The organism is Alterinioella nitratireducens, from assembly GCF_013155465.1.
In the GTDB taxonomy this organism is placed as follows: Bacteria; Pseudomonadota; Alphaproteobacteria; order Rhodobacterales; family Rhodobacteraceae; genus Alterinioella; species Alterinioella nitratireducens.
In genome coordinates this window covers 12,192-28,836 of the sequence record NZ_JABJVX010000018.1, presented here as the reverse complement: position 1 = coordinate 28,836, position 16,645 = coordinate 12,192, and the positions used below count along the sequence as shown (strand labels likewise).

Genomic DNA, 16,645 nt, shown 5'->3' with positions numbered 1-16,645 from the left:
GCTTTCTCCGCGCCGATATTGTCTGACCCCGGCGGATCGGGCCAAGTGTTGGTCATCGGCTGACGCCACGATGCAGACGCCGCCCAAACCCGAAACGACATGCGACCCCCGCAACATCAAGACGAACGCATCAACCCATTCACACCGACCCCCGAAGAGGACTTTTCACAATGACTTTCTCCAAGACCCTCAAGACCGCCGCCCTGACCCTGATGATCGCCCTGCCCGTCGCAGGTGCAGCTTCGGCCAACGGCTCCTATGTCAACGTCCAGCAGTATGGCTACGGCAACGGCGCCGCCGGCGCACAGACCGGGTTCCTCAACGACATGGGCATCTACCAGAACGGTGCCTACAACACGACCATCGCCAGCCAGGACGGCAACTTCAACACCACTGTTGTTGGCCAGACCGGGTACGGCAACGGCGCATCGGCCACGACCATCGGCTCGGGCAACATCGTCGGCATCGCCCAGCAGGGCAATGGCAACACCGCCGATATTGGCCAGCTCGGCAATGGCAACGCCATCGGCGTGATCCAGATGGGCAACGGCAACAACGCCTCGGCCACTCAGGTCGGCTCCGGCAACGTCTCGGTCATCGTCCAGCACTAAGCCCGATGACCCTGAAGCGCGGGGGGCAGAGTGCCCTCCCTGCCCCCCGCGCGCCTTCCTTCACGACCCCAAGCACGACGCCAAGATTTTTCCGCAGCACCGCGCCCTAAGGATCAGAGTCATGACCCCCTTCACCGCCCCGAAAATTCGTCGACTGGCCAAGGCCTCCGTTTTTCTCGCCGGGCTCGGTCTGACCGCCGCGTGCACCGCGACCGCAACCACCCCGCGCCCCTCCTCCGCCGGACCGCTTTCCTGCGACATCGCCGTCACCCAGAGCGGCGCCACGGTCACCTACCAGGGCCGCGTCCACGCCAATGAGGCGGTTTCCGGAACCTACAGCCTGCGCCTGACCGGGCCCGGCACCAATATCGCCCAGGGCGGGCCGTTCTCCGCCCGCGCCGGCGAAACCGTCACGATCGGCCAGGCCAACCTGTCCGGCACTCCCGCCCGCACCGGCGCGGCCCTGACCCTTTCCGTGAACGGCAGCACCTACAATTGTGCCGCCACCCAGTAAAAAGTTCTTGACTTAGTGTGCAAAGCACACTAAATTAGTTTCATCGCAACCAAGACCATTCAACCCACCAACCCAAAGGATCTTTTCAAAATGACTTTCTCCAAGCTCTTCAAGACCGCCGCCCTGTCCCTGATGATCGCCCTGCCCGTCGCAGGTGCCGCCTCTGCCAACGGCTCCTATGTCAACGTCCAGCAGTGGGGCGTGGGTAACGCCGCCGCCGGTGCACAGACCGGGTGGTTCAACGACATGGGCATCTACCAGAACGGCAACTACAACAGCGCCGCCGCCACCCAGAACGGCAACTGGAACACCACCGTGATCGGCCAGACCGGCTATGGCAACGCGGCCTCCGCGGCGACCTACGGCTCGGGCAACGTGTCCGGCATCGCCCAGAACGGCGCCTACAACTCCGCCTCGACCGGCCAGCTCGGCTATGGCAACGGCGTCGCCATCATCCAGAACGGCTATGGCAACTCGGCCTCCTCCAGCCAGGTCGGCACCGGCAACACCGCCGTGATCGTCCAGAACTAAGCCGATCGGCATCGACAATCCCCCGGGGGGCGGAGCGGTGATCCCGCCCCCGCCCCCCGGATCTTGTGCCCCATCCTTTTCCGATTTCCCCCGGTTTGCAGCCGTCTCACACCCCCTCCCCGCGTCAAGGCCCCCGCCTGACCACCAACAAAAGGATACTTCTTCAATGACTTACGCAAATATCCTCAACCTGCGCACCGCCCTTCCCGCCGCCGTGATCCTGGCCGGCCTGGGGATCGCTGCCGTCAGCAACGCGACCACGACCACCGCCGCCGCCACGGCCCCGCTGGCCTGCGACATCGCCGTCGAGCAGACCGGCGCCATGGTGCATTTCCAGGGCCGGGTTCAGGCCCATGAGGCCATGACCGGCACCTATGCCCTGACGCTGTCGGGCGGTGGCACCAATATCCGCCAGGGCGGCGCGTTCTCGGCCCGCGAAGGCGAGATCGTGACCCTGGGCCAGGCCAACCTGTCGGGCGATCCGTCGCGCTACGACGCCAGCATGGTCCTGTCGGTGAACGGCGCGACCTATAATTGTGCCACCAACCTGTAATTCGGTGTTGACTTAGTGTCTTTCAGACACTAAAGTAGAATCATCAACACAGAGACACCAGCCAACAGCAAATTTATTCAAAGGAACCAGACCCATGATCCGCAAGACCTTCATCGCCGCCACCCTCGCCCTGACCACGCTCGCCGCCCCCGCCGCAATGGCCGGTGGCACCCTCAGCTTCGAGGTGAACCCCACCAATGCCGAAGAGGCCAACATGATCCGCCTGGGTCTTGGCATTTTCCAGATCGCCAATGGCGGCGATCCGGCGCAGGTTTTGCAGAACGGCAACGGCAATGGTGCCGGCCTCGGCCAGTCCGGCGGTGGCAACCAGGGCGTTATCTATCAGGAAGGCAACGGCAATAGCGGCACGCTGAGCCAGAACGGCTGCGACAGCTACGGCATCTTCCAGTTCGGCAACGGTGCAAACGCCAATGTCGCCCAGGGCGACGGCTGCCAGACCGGCCTGCTGTTTCAGGTTGGCCTCGACTGATCGGGAAGATCCTGGACCCCACCCCCAGTCGAAACGCCAATAGCGCGCCTCCTGAGATTTCAGGGGGCGCGTTTTTCGTGGGGGATGAGGCTCTCATCGCCCATGCAAGGCGCGGAGTGGCCGTCGCGGTCTCTTGCGGGATTTCTGATGTTGGCTCTCGTCGCTCTTGCAGAGCGACTGCCGCCTTGGTCGTTCTTGCCAGAACGACCGATGGTACCCGAGGTCGGACTCGAACCGACAAGCCTTGCGGCGGGGGATTTTGAATCCCCTGCGTCTACCAATTCCGCCACTCGGGCAACGCGAAGGTGGGTCTAGTCGCCCGCCCCCGCATCGTCAATATCCCATCGTCAGAACATCACGCCCACCAGCCACAGCGTGATACCGGGGAAGGCCACCAGCACCACGACGCGGATGAGGTCCGAGGCCACGAAGGGCGCGACGCCCGCATAGGTCCGGGCAATCGGAATGTCGCGCGCCATCGAGTTGATGATGAAGAGGTTGATGCCCACCGGCGGCGTGATCAGCCCGACCTCGACCACGATCAGCGCCAGGATACCGAACCAGATCGCCGATTGCTCCTGGTTCATCGCATAGCCCAGGATCTCCCAGTCCAGCGCCTGCACGATGGGAAAGAAGATCGGGATGGTCAGCAGGATCATGCTGAGCGAATCCATCACGCAGCCGAACACGAGGTAGGTCGCCAGCATGATCGTCAGCACCAGAAGCGGCGCGAAACCCTGGCCGCTGATCCAGTCGGCCAGTTGCTGCGGCGCGTTGGTGAAGGCGAGGAACGAGTTGAACATATGCGCGCCCAACACGATGAAGAAGATCATCGCGGTGGAGCTGGCCGCCGACAACACCGAATCGAGGAAGCCGCGCCAGGTCAGACCGCCTGAAAACACGCCGTAAATCCCGGTCGCCACGGCGCCCACGGCGGCGCCTTCGGTGGGGGTGAAGAGGGCCTGAACCCCCTCCTGCGTCCAGTTCCAGTCCGCCGCGATCCCGCCCATGACGAGGCCGAAGATCACCACCACGGGCCAGATCTGGCCCAGGTCGCGGATGCGCCGGCCCATCGGCACGCGGTCCAGCGCGGGGCCGGCATCGGGCTTGAACCAGCAGTAGATTGCCACTGTCAGCATATAGCCAAGTGCCGCCAGGATGCCCGGCACCAGCGCCGCGATAAACATCTTGACGATATTCTGCTCGGCCAGGATGGCGTAGATCACCAGGATGATCGAGGGCGGGATCAAGATGCCAAGTGTGCCGCCCGCGGCCAGAACCCCGGTCGAAAGGCTGTCGGCATAGCCGCGCTTGCGCATCTCGGGCAGTGCCACCTGGCCCATGGTCGAGGCGGTGGCCAGCGACGAGCCACAGACCGCGCCGAACCCCGCGCAGGCCCCCACGGCGGCCATGGCGACACCGCCCCGCCGGTGCCCGAGCCAGTCGGACGCCGCCTTGAACAATGCCGCCGACATGCCTGATTTCGTTGCGAATTGTCCCATCAGAAGGAAGAGCGGAACGATCGACAGAGAGTAGCTGGAGAAGGTCTCGTAGGTCAGCGATTTCATCAGGGAAAGCGGCGCGTTCGGGTTGCCGAGGTAATACCAGGTGCCAACGAAGCCGGTGATCCCCATGGCCACGCCGATGGGCGCCCGAAAGAAGATCGCCACCAGCATGAGGGCAAAGGCCGCGATGGCAAGTTCAAGACCGGTCATGCCAGTTGCTCCCGGCCCTGAAGGGTCCAGTTGAGCGCGCGCCACACGGTGTAGAGCGCGGTAAGGAAGAAGAGGGCCGAAAAGAGGAAGGCCAGGCCGAAGGGAATCCACATCGGGATCGACAGCTCATAGGTGGTTTCGGGGAAGAACGGGCGATGGCCCATGCTCAATGCCTCGCGCAGGCCGTCGCTGCCATAGGGGAATTTCTCGCCGAAGCCCGCCCATATCCGCCAGGCGATGACAAAGGCGGCCAGCGTGATCAGGATGTCGCCGATGAGGCCGAAAAACGCCTGACTGCGCATCGGAAACTGCGTCACCAGGATATCGACGCTGACATGGCCGCGATTGAACTGGCACCAGGGCAGGAAGGCGAAGACCGCGAGGCCACAGCCCGTCTGCACAAGCTCGTAATCGCCGCGCACCGGGGAAAGGCCGAAGCCATCCAGCGCCCGACCGATGACCGAAGCCACGACCATCAGCGCGACCGCCGCCAGCACGATGCCACCGCCATAGGCAAGGTAGCGGGCGAACCGCTCGATCCCCCGGCCGATGGACCGTTCCAATTCAGGTGCCAACCCCATAGTCTCGTTCCCTTTCCTAGCCTTCGATCAGCGGGCCGCGCGCGTTCAACTTGTCCACGTCGAACCCGGCAACGGCCTTGTAGCTGCGGGCGATATTGTCCAGTTCCTCGGCGCTCATCACATCCGAGATGTCGTCGAACCCGTCCGGCGCGCGGGCCGCGACCTCGTCCAGCACCTTGTCGGGCCCATCGCCCCGGTTGAGCTCCACCAGCTTGTTGACCGCCTCGCGCCGCGCCGCGTCATAGGCGGCCAGCGCCTGCGGCCCGCCCGCCCGGTTCAACTCGCGCGCCAGCACGCGGGCGTCGATGATCGCCTGTGTCGCGCCGTTGGAACCGATGGGATACATCGCATGCGCCGCATCGCCCAGCAGCGTGACGCGCCCATGGCTCCAGCGCGGCAGCGGGTCGCGGTCGACCATCGGGTATTCCCAGACGCCTTCCGCCGCCTCGATCAGGGCGGGGATGTCCAGCCAGTCAAAGCGCCAATCGGCGAATGCGGGCGCGAAATCGGACAGGTGCCCCTCGCGGTTCCAGTCCTGCCGGTTCCAGGGATAATCCGCCGGGCGCGACAGGTCGGCAATCCAGTTGATGCGCTGTTCGCCATCGGGGTGATCCTGGATCGGGTAGCAGACGAATTTGCGATCCGCCGTGCCCGCCATCGCCATGGTGCGCCCGGTGAAAAAGCGTTTTCCCCTCGTCACGCCGCGCCACATCATCGTGCCGCGCCATTTCGCGGCCCCTTCCCCCGGGTAGAGCGTGGCGCGCACGGTCGAGTTGATGCCGTCCGCGCCAATGAGGACCGCGCCGCGCATATCCCCCAGCGCCTCGCCGGTGCGCCGGTTCTCAAGCGCGACGGTCACGCCATTCGCATCCTCGCGCCAGCCCTTCAGCGCCGCGCCGGTGGTGATGACCTCCGGGCCGCAGCGGCGCAGAAGCTCGCGGTAGAGCAGGAACTGCAACTCGCCGCGATGGATCGAGTATTGCGGCCAGCGATAGCCCGCCTCCATCCCGCGCGGCTCGGACCAGATGAGCTGGCCTTGGGCCGAGAAATAGGCGACCTCCTCGGTGCGCAGCCCGATCTTGTCCAACTCCGATTCCAGGCCAAGCTCGAACAGCTCGCGCACCGAATGCGGTTGCAGGTTGATGCCGACGCCCAGCGGCTTCACATGCGCCACCGCCTCGACGACGTGGAAGGGAATACCCAGTTGATGCAGGGACAGCCCGAGGCTGAGCCCGCCAATACCGCCGCCTGCGATGATCACCGTCATGGTCGCGCCCTCAGCATATCACCCGCCCCTCCTCCAGATAGGACAGCGCTATCAGCAGGTAGGCGCTGCCCCAGATCAGTTCCGACCGGTTGGCAAATTCCTTCGGCTGGTTGAAACAGCCATTGACCAGCCGCCCGGTGGGCTGGATATGGGCAATCAGCGCCTCCAGCATCGGATCCATCGCGTCGAGAAATTCCAGCGCCTCCGAGTTGTCGCAATCGACCGCCATGCGGGCCAGTTGCTCCACCACGATGGCGCTGGCCGAGGTGTCGAGCGGCCCGTCCGGATCGGCGAAATCCCAGGGCGGCACGGCATGGCCGCTCTTGCCCTGCCAATAGCCGAGAACGGCGCGGCCCGCATCGCGGTATCGGGTCTCGCCGAACTCCTGCCAGGCGCGCAGGAAGCCCGCGATGGCCCAGGCCTGGCCGCGGCTCCAGCAACTGTCGTCATCCACGCCCAGAAGGGTGAAATGGCGCAGTATCCGGTCCTCGGTCTGGTGATATTCGATGAATTCGATTGAGGAGCCATCAGGGCGCAGGAAATCGCGGATGGTCACATCGAGATGCCGCATCGCGCCTTCGCGGAAAACCGGATCGCCGGTTTCGGCGGCGGCCCAGAAATCAAGCCGCAGGTTGGGATGGACATTGTCGATGGCCACGATCCGGCGGCTGGCCAGCGTGGTGGACTTGACCTGCACCTCATGGCCGATCGGCATGGCCCCGTTTTGCGGGATCGCCATGGCGCGCATGGAATAGGCGGCGGCCAACGCCAGCGTGCGCAGGTTGGGATCGCCGGTTTCGGCATGAAGCCGCGCGGCGGAATAGTAGAATCTGTGGCCGCGAAACTGGTCGTCCTTCTCCAGCTTGGGGCGTAGGGCTTCCGTGCGGGCGCGCGCCTCCTCGATCAATTCGGGCTTGCCCAGCAGCCGGCCCGCGATGCGCAGGCACTCGACCCAATGCCCGCCGCACCAGTCGCCGTCATCGACGGTGTCCCAGACGCCGGTTTCGGGGTCGGCATGATAGGGCCAGGCATCGCCGATCTGGTCGCGCGTCTCCTCAACGCGGGCCAGCAACGCCGCCAGTGCCGATGAATACTCCATGTCCCTGCCCCCGGAGGTGGATGGGCGCGCCAGGTGTTCCCGGCGCGCCCGATCCCGTCTTACATGTCTTCCGCGATCTGGCCTTCATACTCGGCAATATATCCGCGGGCATCCTCGACGATCTGCGCGCCGTCCAGTCCGAGGCCGTTCATCTCCTCGATCCAGTTGGCGATCACTGCGTCGCCGATGGCCCGCATCTCGGCCACGACATCGTCCGACAGCGTCACGATGGTATTGCCCGTGGCCGCGGTCGTTTCCTCGCCGGCGGTGTCGCCGATATCCATCGCGCGGCCCGCATCGGCCGAGGTCTCGATCCCGGAATTGGCGTCGATCACGGCGCGCAGGTCGTCGGGCAGGCCCTCATACACATCCCGGTTCATCGCCCAGATGAAATAGGTGTTGTAGAGCGCCCGGTCACCGCCGATCTGGGTGTGGCTATTGGCCAGTTCATGCACGCGCAGCGGCGGCACGACCTCCCACGGGATGACGCCGCCATCGACCACACCGCGGCTCAGCGCCTCGGGGAAGGCCGGGACCGGCATGCCGACGGGCGTGGCGCCCAGACGTTCCAGCAGCGCGTTGGCCTGACGCGACGGGCCGCGCAGTTGCAGCCCATCGAAATCGGCGACCTCCTCGATCGGGTCACCGGCCAGGTGGATGACACCGGGGCCATGCACGTGAACAGCCATCAGTTGCACATCGCCGAACCGCTGTTCGGCCAGGTATTCCTGCGTGAACGCCCAGGCGGCGCGGCTGCTGTCCTCGGCGTTCATGGTGGTCATGAAGGGCAGTTCCATGGCCTCTGCCTCGGGGAAGCGGCCCGGCGTGTAGGACGGGATCGCCCAACCGCAATCAATCACCCCATCGCGGATCTGGTCGTACAGCGCGGGCGGGGCGCCGCCAAGCTGCATCGCGGGATAGATTTCCACGTCGATCCGGCCATCCGACTGCTCCTCGATCGCTTCGGCCCAGGGCTCGATGAAATAGCGCGGGATCGAGCCCAGCGGCGACAGGAAATGCTGGCAGCGCAGCGTCACTTCCGCATCCTGCGCCGAGACGGGTGCGGCCGCCATGGTCAGGGCCAGCGCGCTGAGTGCCGCTGTGGTTAAGGTCTTTGTCATGCCTATCCTCCCAAAATTGGTGACATCGTATCGTAGACGCAAATCGGGTGCGGTCTGCAAAGGCTTTTCTTCGGTCTTCGCCAGCCTCTGCCCCGCCTCCCGTTACGGTGGTTTGCAATAGACGGGGATTTTGTAACCATCCAATGCAATCTTGTCGCGATTCCCGCTCCCGGTAATTCTTTAACCGAACGGTCGGTCATTGTCACCTGTCTTGTTGGCCCGCGCGCCGCGCTTGACCCCTGCCCGCTTTTGCGGCATCGCCTGCGGAGTTTTTTGCCCGGAGCGCCCCCGCATGATCCGCCGCCTCTACGACTGGACCCTCGGCCTGGCCGAGCATCGCTACGCGCTGGTCGCCCTGGCGATCGTGGCTTTCCTGGAAAGTTCTGTCTTCCCGATCCCGCCCGACCTTCTGTTGATCCCGATGATCATCGCCGCCCCGCGCCGCGCCTTCGTGATCGCGGGTATCTGCATGGTCGCCTCGGTCGCGGGCGGCTTGCTTGGCTACTGGATCGGCTATTCCGTGTTCGAAACCGTAGGCCGCCCGGTGCTGGAGTTCTACGGCAAGGACGCCTATTTTGACGAATTCGCCACCCGCTACAACGAATACGGCGCGTGGATGGTGCTGATCGCGGGGGTCACGCCCTTCCCCTACAAGGTGATCACCATCCTGTCGGGCTCCACCGGCCTCAGCCTGCCGGTCTTCATCGTCGCGTCGGTGATCGCGCGCGGGCTGCGGTTCTTTATCGTCGCGGCGCTCTTGTGGAAATTCGGCGCGCCGATCCGCGATTTCATCGAACGCCGCCTCGGCTTGATGTTCATCCTTTTCGTGATATTGCTCCTGGGAGGCTTTTACGTGGTGAAATTTCTATGACCCTGACATTCCGCACGCTTGCTCTGCTTGCAGGTCTCGGCTCTGCCGCGCTGCTGATCGGGGCCTTCGGGTTCCAGCATCTGGGCGGGTTCGAACCGTGCGCGATGTGTTTCTGGCAGCGCTGGCCGCATGGCCTGGCGATCGTGCTGGCCCTGCTGGCGCTGGCCCTGCCCCTTGCCCTTGTCGCGTTGGCGGGCGCGCTGACGATGCTGGTTTCGACCGGTCTTGCCCTCTTTCACACCGGGGTCGAGCGGCATTGGTGGAGCGGCCCGACCTCCTGCACCGCGCGCGGGGGGGGCCTCGATACCTCCGAATGTGGGCTGCTGGACCTCGATTGCGGCACGCCGGTCGTGCTCTGCGATCAGATCTCCTGGCAGTTCATCGGTCTTTCCATGGCCAATTACAACGCGATTGCCTCGCTGGTGCTGGTGGCGATCTGGCTGATGGCGGCGCGGCGCGCCTGAAGCGCAATCCGAATAGTGGGCACCGATTTTCGGATCAAATTGCGCGTCAACCCTAGAGTCTCGAGTAACGGCTGGTCGACAGAAGCAGGCTGGTCTCCGAGGTCGCCACCCCGTCCAGCCGCCGGATCCGGCGCAGCGCATCGTCCAGCGCCTCCAGCGTCGGGGTGCCAAGCTGCGCGATCAGGTCCCATTTGCCATTGGTGGCGTGAACCGCCTCGACCTCGGCCATGCCGGAAAGCTGCCGCCGGATGCGGTCCATCCCCGGCCCCTCGATCCCCAGCATGGTGAGCGCGCGCACCGGGCTTTGCGCAAGATCGGCGCGGGTCAGCACGGTGAACCCCTGGATCTCGCCCGCCTGCGTCAACTTTTCGATCCGCGCCCGCACCGTGGCCCGCGTGATCCCCAGCGTGGTGGCCAGATCGGACAGCGCCGCCCGCCCGTCGCGGCGCAGGGCGGCGATCAGTTGCGTGTCGATATCGTCCATTTCAAGCACCTGAATTGCGCGTTTCGATCATTCTAACACCAGATAGCACAATTTGAAGCCTTCTGCTTGACCCGGTTTGTTCACTATCTCTGCCGCAACCCGAACCAGACGAGGCCACCCCATGACCGATACACCCTGTCTCCTGATCGGCGCACCGATGGATTGCGGCAAGCGCCGCCGCGGATGCCTGATGGGCCCCGACGCCTATCGCACCGCCGGTCTGGCCGAGACCCTGACCGAGCTTGGCCGCGCCCCCCGCGACCTCGGCAATGTCACGCCCGCGCCCTTGCGCGACGTGTCCGGCGCGCACCACATCCACAAGCTGGCCGAGAACATCGCCTGGACCGAGGCGCTGTCTGATGCTGCCGAGACTGCCATGGCGCAGGGCTTTCCCATCTTCCTGGGCGGCGATCACGCGCTGGCGCTTGGCACCGTCTCGGGCGTCGCCAACCACGCCGCCACCCAAGGCCGCCCACAATTCGTCCTCTGGCTGGATGCGCATTCCGATTTCCACACGCCGCAGACCACCGATTCCGGCAATCTGCACGGCACGCCCGTGGGCTATGTGACGGGACAGGAAGGCTTTGACGGCTTCCCCAAGGTGCAAAACCCCGTGCCTCTGGAGAATATCTGCATGATCGGGTTACGCTCGGTCGATCGTGAGGAGCGCGCCGCGTTGCAGGATACTGACATGATCCTGCATGACATGCGCGCCATCGACGAACACGGCATCGCCGCCCCCCTGCGCGATTTCCTGGCGCGGGTCGAGGCCGAGAACGGGTTGCTGCATGTCTCGCTGGACGTCGATTTCATCGACCCCGAGATCGCGCCCGCCGTCGGCACAACGGTTCCGGGCGGCGCCAGTTTCCGCGAGGCGCATCTGGTGATGGAGATCCTGCATGATAGCGGGTTGGTCTCCTCGCTCGACCTTGTCGAACTGAACCCCTTCCTCGATGATCGCGGCCGCACCGCGTCGCTGATGGTGGATCTCACCGCATCGCTCATGGGCCGCCGCGTCTTCGACCGCCCGACCCGCAGTTTCGCCTGAAGGAGGCCCCAGATGTCCCTGCCCAAACCCTCCGAGCGCGCCTTCGTGCCCTTCGTCTCGGTCGACAACATGATGCGGCTGGTGCATTCCATCGGCGTCGAGCGGATGCTGGTGGAGCTTGCCGCCTATATCGAGGAGGATTTCCGCCACTGGCCGCTTTTCGACAAGACGCCCCGCATCGCGGCCCATTCCAAGGAGGGCGTGATCGAGCTGATGCCGACCTCGGACGGCATTCAATACGGGTTCAAATACGTCAACGGCCACCCCAAGAACACGCGCGAAGGCTTGCAGACCGTCACCGCTTTCGGCCTCCTGGCCGATGTGGCGACCGGTTACCCGACGCTGCTGACAGAAATGACGATGTTGACCGCCCTGCGCACGGCGGCGACCTCGGCGATGGTGGCGAGATACCTCGCCCCCAAGGGCGCCACCACGATGGCGATGATCGGCAATGGCGCGCAGTCCGAGTTCCAGAGCCTCGCCATGAAGGCGATTTGCGGCATCACCACGGTGCGCCTCTATGACACCGACCCCGCCGCCACCGACAAGGCCGCCCGCAATCTTGAGGGCCAGGGCCTGACGGTGGTGAAATGCAGCAGTGCCGAGGACAGCATGGAGGGCGCGCAGATCATCACCACCTGCACCGCCGACAAGCAGAACGCCACGATCCTGACCGACAACATGGTCGGCACGGGCGTCCATATCAACGCGATCGGCGGCGACTGTCCGGGCAAGACGGAACTGGCGCCTGCGATCCTGCACCGCGCCGACATCTTCGTCGAATACCCGCCCCAGACGCGTGTGGAGGGCGAGATCCAGAACGTGGCAGAGGACCACCCGGTAACCGAGCTCTGGCAGGTGATCGAGGGGCAGGCGGCGGGCCGGAGCTCGACCAGCCAGATCACGCTCTTTGATTCCGTGGGCTTCGCGATTGAGGATTTCTCGGCCCTGCGCTATATCCGCGACCGTCTGGACGGGACCGACCTGTTCGACCAACTCGACATGCTGGCCGACCCCGACGATCCGCGCGACCTCTTCGGGATGTTGCAGCGCGCCAAGGCGTGACCTGCGCCAGGCAGACCGGGTGGAGGGGGCCTTGCCCCCGCCGCTTTTGAGCGGCCCCCCGGGATATTTTCAGAACAAAGAAGCCGAAAATTTTAGTCGAATTGCTTTCATTTTGCTGGAAATACCTGCCGCCGGCAGGCCGCGCTCTGACGAGCCCTCCGGAACGGGGGGTGAGGAGGGGCGCACGCCCTTGAGGGTCAGGGGATCGTGAACTCCCCCACCACGTTGCGCCATTTCCCATCGCCTATCATCTTGCGATGCGTGAAACGCACCGAATGCAGCGCGCCCTCGATCTTCTCCTGCCAGAACTCGATGAAGGAAAACAGGCGCGGGTGATCCGGCGCAAGGTCATAATCCTGCCAGGTGAAACTGTTCAGGACATGCGGGTAATCCGGCATGTGATAGAACATCTCGGCCGTGGTCAGGCCGTAGCCTTTCAGCATCAACTCGATCTCTCGATTTGCCATTTTCTGCCTCTTTGGTTTGCCCTCCCCGATCCGATCATGCGCCGGTTTCGTTAAAAATCAAATAAAACAACTTGTTACCCACCGTGAGAGAGGAGTGCCAAACCCTGTGAAACCGGGCCATTGCACCCCAAAACCTGCGTCTCTATAGTGCGCGACAACTAGATATAGACGCTTGGACAGGACGCGAGCCCGCCTTTGACCGATACGCCAGAACCCCCTGAGAACATGGACGAAACCGACGGGCCCGCGCCCGTTCCCCATGGCCCCCAGATCTCCATCGCCGAGGAGATGAAGACCAGCTTCATCGACTACGCGATGAGCGTCATCATTTCCCGCGCCATCCCCGACCTGCGCGACGGGCTGAAGCCGGTGCATCGGCGCATCCTCTATGCGATGCACGAAAGCGGCAACACGCATGACAAGAGCTATCGCAAATCGGCCCGCCCCGTCGGCGACACGATGGGCAAGTATCACCCGCATGGCGACAGCGCGATCTATGACGCGCTGGTGCGCATGGCGCAGCCGTTTTCCATGTCTCTGCCCCTCTTGGACGGGCAGGGCAATTTCGGCTCGATGGATGGCGATAACGCGGCGGCCATGCGCTATACCGAGGTGCGGATGGACAAGCCCGCCGCGTCCCTTCTGGCCGATATCGACAAGGACACGGTCGATTTCCAGGACAATTACGACGGCAAGGACCGCGAGCCGACCGTCCTGCCCTCGCGCTTTCCCAACATGCTGGTCAATGGCGCGGGCGGCATTGCCGTGGGCATGGCCACCAACATCCCGCCGCATAACCTGGGCGAGGTGATCGACGCCTGCCAGGCGCTGATCGAGGATGCCGACCTGACCTCCGAACAGCTCATGGAGTTCATCCCGGCCCCTGACTTCCCCACCGGCGGCATCATCCTGGGGCGCAGCGGCGCGCGCAAAGCCTATCTTGAGGGGCGCGGCAGCGTCATCATCCGAGCAAAAACCCGCGTCGAGGAGATCCGCAAGGACCGCTACGCCATCATCCTGGACGAGATTCCCTACCAGGTGAACAAGGCCTCGATGATCGAGAAGATCGCCGAACTGGTGCGCGACAAGAAGCTGGAAGGCATCAGCCACGTCCAGGACGAGAGCGACCGGATCGGTGTGCGCGTGGTGATCGAGCTGAAACGCGACGCCACCGCCGAGGTGGTGCTGAACCAGCTCTTCCGCTTTACCCAGATGCAGACCAGTTTCGGCTGCAACATGCTGGCCCTGAACGGTGGCCGTCCCGAGCAGTTGACGCTGCGCCGGTTCCTGACCGCCTTCCTCGATTTCCGAGAAGAGGTCGTGGCGCGCCGCACCGCCTATGAGCTGCGCAAGGCGCGCGAACGCAGCCATATCCTCTGCGGCCTGGCCGTCGCGGTCTCGAATGTCGATGAGGTCGTGGCCACGATCCGCGCCTCCGCCGATGCCGCCGAAGCGCGTGAAAAGCTGATGACGCGGCGCTGGCCCGCGGGCGAGATCCTGGAATATATCGCGCTGATCGACGATCCCACCCATCGCGCCAACGAGGATGGAACCTATAACCTGTCCGAGACCCAGGCCCGCGCCATCCTGGAGCTGCGCCTGCAACGCCTGACCCAGATCGGCGTCAAGGAAGTGACGGACGAGTTGCAGGAGCTTGCCGCCAAGATCCGCGACTACCTTGATATCCTGTCCAGCCGCGACCGCATCCTCTCGATCATCTCGACCGAGCTGGCCGAGGTGAAGGACCAGTTCGCCGTCCCCCGCCGCACCGAGATCGTCGACTGGTCCGGCGACATGGAGGATGAAGACCTGATCGAGCGCGAAGATATGGTCGTGACGGTCACCTCGGGCGGCTATATCAAGCGCACGCCGCTCATCGACTTCCGCGCGCAACGGCGCGGCGGCAAGGGCCTCAGCGGCATGGCGACCAAGGAAGACGACGTCGTCACCACGCTTTTCGTGGCCAACACGCATACGCCGCTTCTGTTCTTCACCTCTGACGGCATGGTCTACAAGATGAAGACCTGGCGCCTGCCGCAGGGCGGGCGCACCTCGCGCGGCAAGGCGATCGTGAACCTGCTTCCGATCCCGCAGGGCGTGTCCATTGCCGCCGTCATGCCCGTCGATCGGGATGAGGAAGACTGGGGCGATCTGCAGATCGTCTTTGCCACCACGGCGGGCGATGTGCGGCGCAACATGTTGTCGGATTTCACCAATGTCATGCGCAACGGCAAGATCGCGATGAAGCTGCCCGAGGGCGTCGAACTGGTCAACGCGCGCATCTGCACCGAGGATGACGATGTCATGCTGGTCACCGATGCGGGCCGCGCCATCCGCTTCCGCACCACCGATGTGCGCGTCTTCAAGGGCCGCGATTCGACCGGGGTGCGCGGCATCCGCCTCTCCAATGGCGACAAGGTCGTGTCGATGGCCGTGATCCGCCATTTCGAGGCCAGCGCCGAGGAACGCGCGGCCTATCTCAAGCAGCGCCGCCTGATGGCTGGTGTGACCGAGGAGGGCGAGGAAGACGAAGTCGCGCCGGGGGAACTGTCGCCCGAGCGCTACGCGGAAATGTCGGCCGCCGAAGACCTGATCCTGACCATCACCGAAGGCGGCCAGGGCAAGCTCAGCTCCAGCCACGATTACCCGGTCCGGGGCCGGGGCGGGCAAGGTGTCGCCGCGATGGACAAGGCGATGCGCGGCGGAGAGATCGTCGCCGCCTTCCCGGTCCTGCTCGAAGACCAGATCATGCTGGCCACCTCCAAGGGCCAGTCGATCCGCTGCCCGGTCGAGGGCATCTCGTTCCGCTCCCGCTCGGCGGGCGGGGTCAAGGTGTTCAACACCGGCAAGGGCGAAGAGGTCGTCTCGGTCGCCTGGATCGCCGATCAGGGGGACGAGGGCGACGAGGCCGAGGCATGAGCGATGCGGCGGCGCTGGCGGGGCGGCTCCTGCTGGCGCTTCTCTTCATCCTGGGCGCGCTGCAAAAGCTGAACGACCCGGAACCCGCGATGACGCTTCTGACGGATCGCGGGTTGCCGCCGCTTCTGGCCTGGCCCGCGCTTCTGTTCAACGGCATCGCCGGGCTGGCGCTGGTCGCGGGCTGGCTGACGCGGCCCTTCGCGCTGGCGTCAGCCGCCTATTGCGCCGTCACCAGCTATTTTCATTTCCTGCCCGATGATCCCTGGCAGATGACCATCTTTGTCAAGAACTGGTCCATTGCGGGCGGGTTCCTGGTGCTGGCCGCGCATGGGCCGGGGCGATATGCACTGGACCGGACGTGAAACAGACCCTCTTCGCCACCGCCTATCTGACGGATGATTATGACGCGGCCATTGCCTGGTTCCGAGCGGCGCTTGGATGGGTGCTGCTGGAAGATACCGATATGGGCGGGGGCAAGCGTTGGGTCCGGGTCGCCCCGCATGAGGGGGCCGAGACCTCATTCCTGATCGCCCGCGCCGTGGGGGACCAGGCACCGGCGATTGGCCAGCACGCGGGCGGACGGGTGGGCTATTTCCTGCATACCGACGATTTCGCCGCGCAATACGCAAGGATGCGGGCCGCAGGTGTCCAGTTCGAGGAAGCCCCCCGGCATGAGCCCTACGGCACCGTCGCCGTCTTCCGCGATCTCCACGGCAACCGGTGGGATCTGATCGAGCCGAATTAGGCGTCGCAAAGCCGAACAGAACCTCCGCACCCATGCACACAAGTCGAGATTGATCTGCGGCTTCGTTCCACACTACACAGATCTCCGACCCCAGACATCC

General features: G+C 64.5%; 19 protein-coding genes and 1 tRNA gene. 12 read left to right on the top strand and 8 right to left on the bottom strand.

Translation table 11 applies throughout. The annotated features are described in order from the left end of the window. Positions 1-170: 170 nt before the first annotated feature. From HNS34_RS18435 to HNS34_RS18415, 5 genes are all read left to right on the top strand, one after another. A complete protein-coding gene (locus tag HNS34_RS18435) occupies positions 171-611 on the top strand; it encodes a hypothetical protein (protein ID WP_214647532.1) in 441 nt (146 codons plus the stop codon). A gap of 121 nt (positions 612-732) precedes the next feature. Next, positions 733-1,125 (top strand): curli-like amyloid fiber formation chaperone CsgH, encoded by a 393-nt coding sequence (gene csgH / locus HNS34_RS18430; protein ID WP_172321568.1) that lies wholly within the window; start codon positions 733-735, stop codon positions 1,123-1,125. A gap of 90 nt (positions 1,126-1,215) precedes the next feature. Then, a complete protein-coding gene (locus tag HNS34_RS18425; RefSeq protein ID WP_172321567.1) occupies positions 1,216-1,656 on the top strand; it encodes a curlin in 441 nt (146 codons plus the stop codon). A 166-nt stretch (positions 1,657-1,822) separates the two neighbouring features. Continuing rightward, complete coding sequence (gene csgH, locus HNS34_RS18420) at positions 1,823-2,209, top strand: curli-like amyloid fiber formation chaperone CsgH (protein ID WP_172321566.1); 387 nt, start codon at positions 1,823-1,825, stop codon at positions 2,207-2,209. 94 nt (positions 2,210-2,303) lie between these two features. Beyond that, positions 2,304-2,699: a curlin gene (locus HNS34_RS18415; protein WP_172321565.1), complete on the top strand. Its 396-nt coding sequence runs from the start codon at positions 2,304-2,306 to the stop codon at positions 2,697-2,699. Positions 2,700-2,910: 211 nt separating this feature from the next. Here the strand turns inward: HNS34_RS18415 and HNS34_RS18410 are convergent. The 6 genes from HNS34_RS18410 to HNS34_RS18385 all read right to left on the bottom strand — a co-directional run bounded on the left by HNS34_RS18410 (position 2,911) and on the right by HNS34_RS18385 (position 8,482). After that, a tRNA-Leu gene (locus HNS34_RS18410) sits at positions 2,911-2,995 on the bottom strand. A gap of 51 nt (positions 2,996-3,046) precedes the next feature. Next, positions 3,047-4,414, bottom strand: a complete 1,368-nt coding sequence (locus HNS34_RS18405; protein WP_172321564.1) for a TRAP transporter large permease — start codon at positions 4,412-4,414, stop codon at positions 3,047-3,049. After that, positions 4,411-4,995 (bottom strand): TRAP transporter small permease, encoded by a 585-nt coding sequence (locus HNS34_RS18400; protein WP_172321563.1) that lies wholly within the window; start codon positions 4,993-4,995, stop codon positions 4,411-4,413. Before HNS34_RS18400 ends, HNS34_RS18405 begins: the two co-directional genes overlap by 4 nt. 16 nt (positions 4,996-5,011) lie before the next feature. Next, complete coding sequence (locus HNS34_RS18395) at positions 5,012-6,262, bottom strand: flavin-dependent oxidoreductase (RefSeq protein ID WP_172321562.1); 1,251 nt, start codon at positions 6,260-6,262, stop codon at positions 5,012-5,014. Between the two features lie 10 nt (positions 6,263-6,272). After that, positions 6,273-7,361: a glycoside hydrolase family 88 protein gene (locus tag HNS34_RS18390; RefSeq protein ID WP_172321561.1), complete on the bottom strand. Its 1,089-nt coding sequence runs from the start codon at positions 7,359-7,361 to the stop codon at positions 6,273-6,275. A gap of 59 nt (positions 7,362-7,420) precedes the next feature. Beyond that, the gene (locus HNS34_RS18385; RefSeq protein ID WP_172321560.1) at positions 7,421-8,482 is read right to left on the bottom strand and encodes a TRAP transporter substrate-binding protein; all 1,062 of its coding nucleotides are present in this window, start codon (positions 8,480-8,482) and stop codon (positions 7,421-7,423) included. Between the two features lie 292 nt (positions 8,483-8,774). On the opposite strand from HNS34_RS18385, the gene HNS34_RS18380 reads away from it, so the two are divergent. Together HNS34_RS18380 and HNS34_RS18375 are read left to right on the top strand one after the other, a co-directional pair. After that, the gene (locus HNS34_RS18380) at positions 8,775-9,353 is read left to right on the top strand and encodes a YqaA family protein (protein WP_172321559.1); all 579 of its coding nucleotides are present in this window, start codon (positions 8,775-8,777) and stop codon (positions 9,351-9,353) included. Continuing rightward, the gene (locus HNS34_RS18375) at positions 9,350-9,817 is read left to right on the top strand and encodes a disulfide bond formation protein B (RefSeq protein WP_172321558.1); all 468 of its coding nucleotides are present in this window, start codon (positions 9,350-9,352) and stop codon (positions 9,815-9,817) included. Before HNS34_RS18380 ends, HNS34_RS18375 begins: the two co-directional genes overlap by 4 nt. A gap of 52 nt (positions 9,818-9,869) precedes the next feature. Here the strand turns inward: HNS34_RS18375 and HNS34_RS18370 are convergent, their stop codons facing one another. Then, the gene (locus HNS34_RS18370; protein WP_172321557.1) at positions 9,870-10,301 is read right to left on the bottom strand and encodes an Lrp/AsnC family transcriptional regulator; all 432 of its coding nucleotides are present in this window, start codon (positions 10,299-10,301) and stop codon (positions 9,870-9,872) included. Positions 10,302-10,422: 121 nt separating this feature from the next. On the opposite strand from HNS34_RS18370, the gene rocF reads away from it, so the two are divergent. Both rocF and HNS34_RS18360 read left to right on the top strand, forming a co-directional pair. Next, positions 10,423-11,349 carry an arginase gene (gene rocF, locus HNS34_RS18365; RefSeq protein WP_172321556.1) on the top strand — a complete coding sequence of 309 codons (927 nt, stop codon included), beginning with the start codon at positions 10,423-10,425 and terminating at the stop codon, positions 11,347-11,349. 12 nt (positions 11,350-11,361) lie between these two features. After that, on the top strand, positions 11,362-12,414 hold the full coding sequence (locus HNS34_RS18360) for an ornithine cyclodeaminase (protein WP_172321555.1): 1,053 nt from the start codon (positions 11,362-11,364) through the stop codon (positions 12,412-12,414). Between the two features lie 197 nt (positions 12,415-12,611). Here the strand turns inward: HNS34_RS18360 and HNS34_RS18355 are convergent, their stop codons facing one another. Then, positions 12,612-12,881: an usg protein gene (locus tag HNS34_RS18355; RefSeq protein ID WP_172321554.1), complete on the bottom strand. Its 270-nt coding sequence runs from the start codon at positions 12,879-12,881 to the stop codon at positions 12,612-12,614. 225 nt (positions 12,882-13,106) lie between these two features. Between HNS34_RS18355 and gyrA the strand changes: the two genes are divergently transcribed. From gyrA to HNS34_RS18340, 3 genes are read left to right on the top strand one after another with little or no spacing between them, the layout of a single operon-like run. Beyond that, positions 13,107-15,800: a DNA gyrase subunit A gene (gene gyrA / locus HNS34_RS18350; RefSeq protein WP_235952805.1), complete on the top strand. Its 2,694-nt coding sequence runs from the start codon at positions 13,107-13,109 to the stop codon at positions 15,798-15,800. Beyond that, positions 15,797-16,162, top strand: a complete 366-nt coding sequence (locus HNS34_RS18345; protein WP_172321552.1) for a DoxX family protein — start codon at positions 15,797-15,799, stop codon at positions 16,160-16,162. The genes gyrA and HNS34_RS18345 overlap by 4 nt, the downstream gene beginning before the upstream one ends. Continuing rightward, positions 16,159-16,545, top strand: a complete 387-nt coding sequence (locus HNS34_RS18340; protein WP_172321551.1) for a VOC family protein — start codon at positions 16,159-16,161, stop codon at positions 16,543-16,545. The genes HNS34_RS18345 and HNS34_RS18340 overlap by 4 nt, the downstream gene beginning before the upstream one ends. The last annotated feature ends 100 nt before the right edge of the window (positions 16,546-16,645 follow it).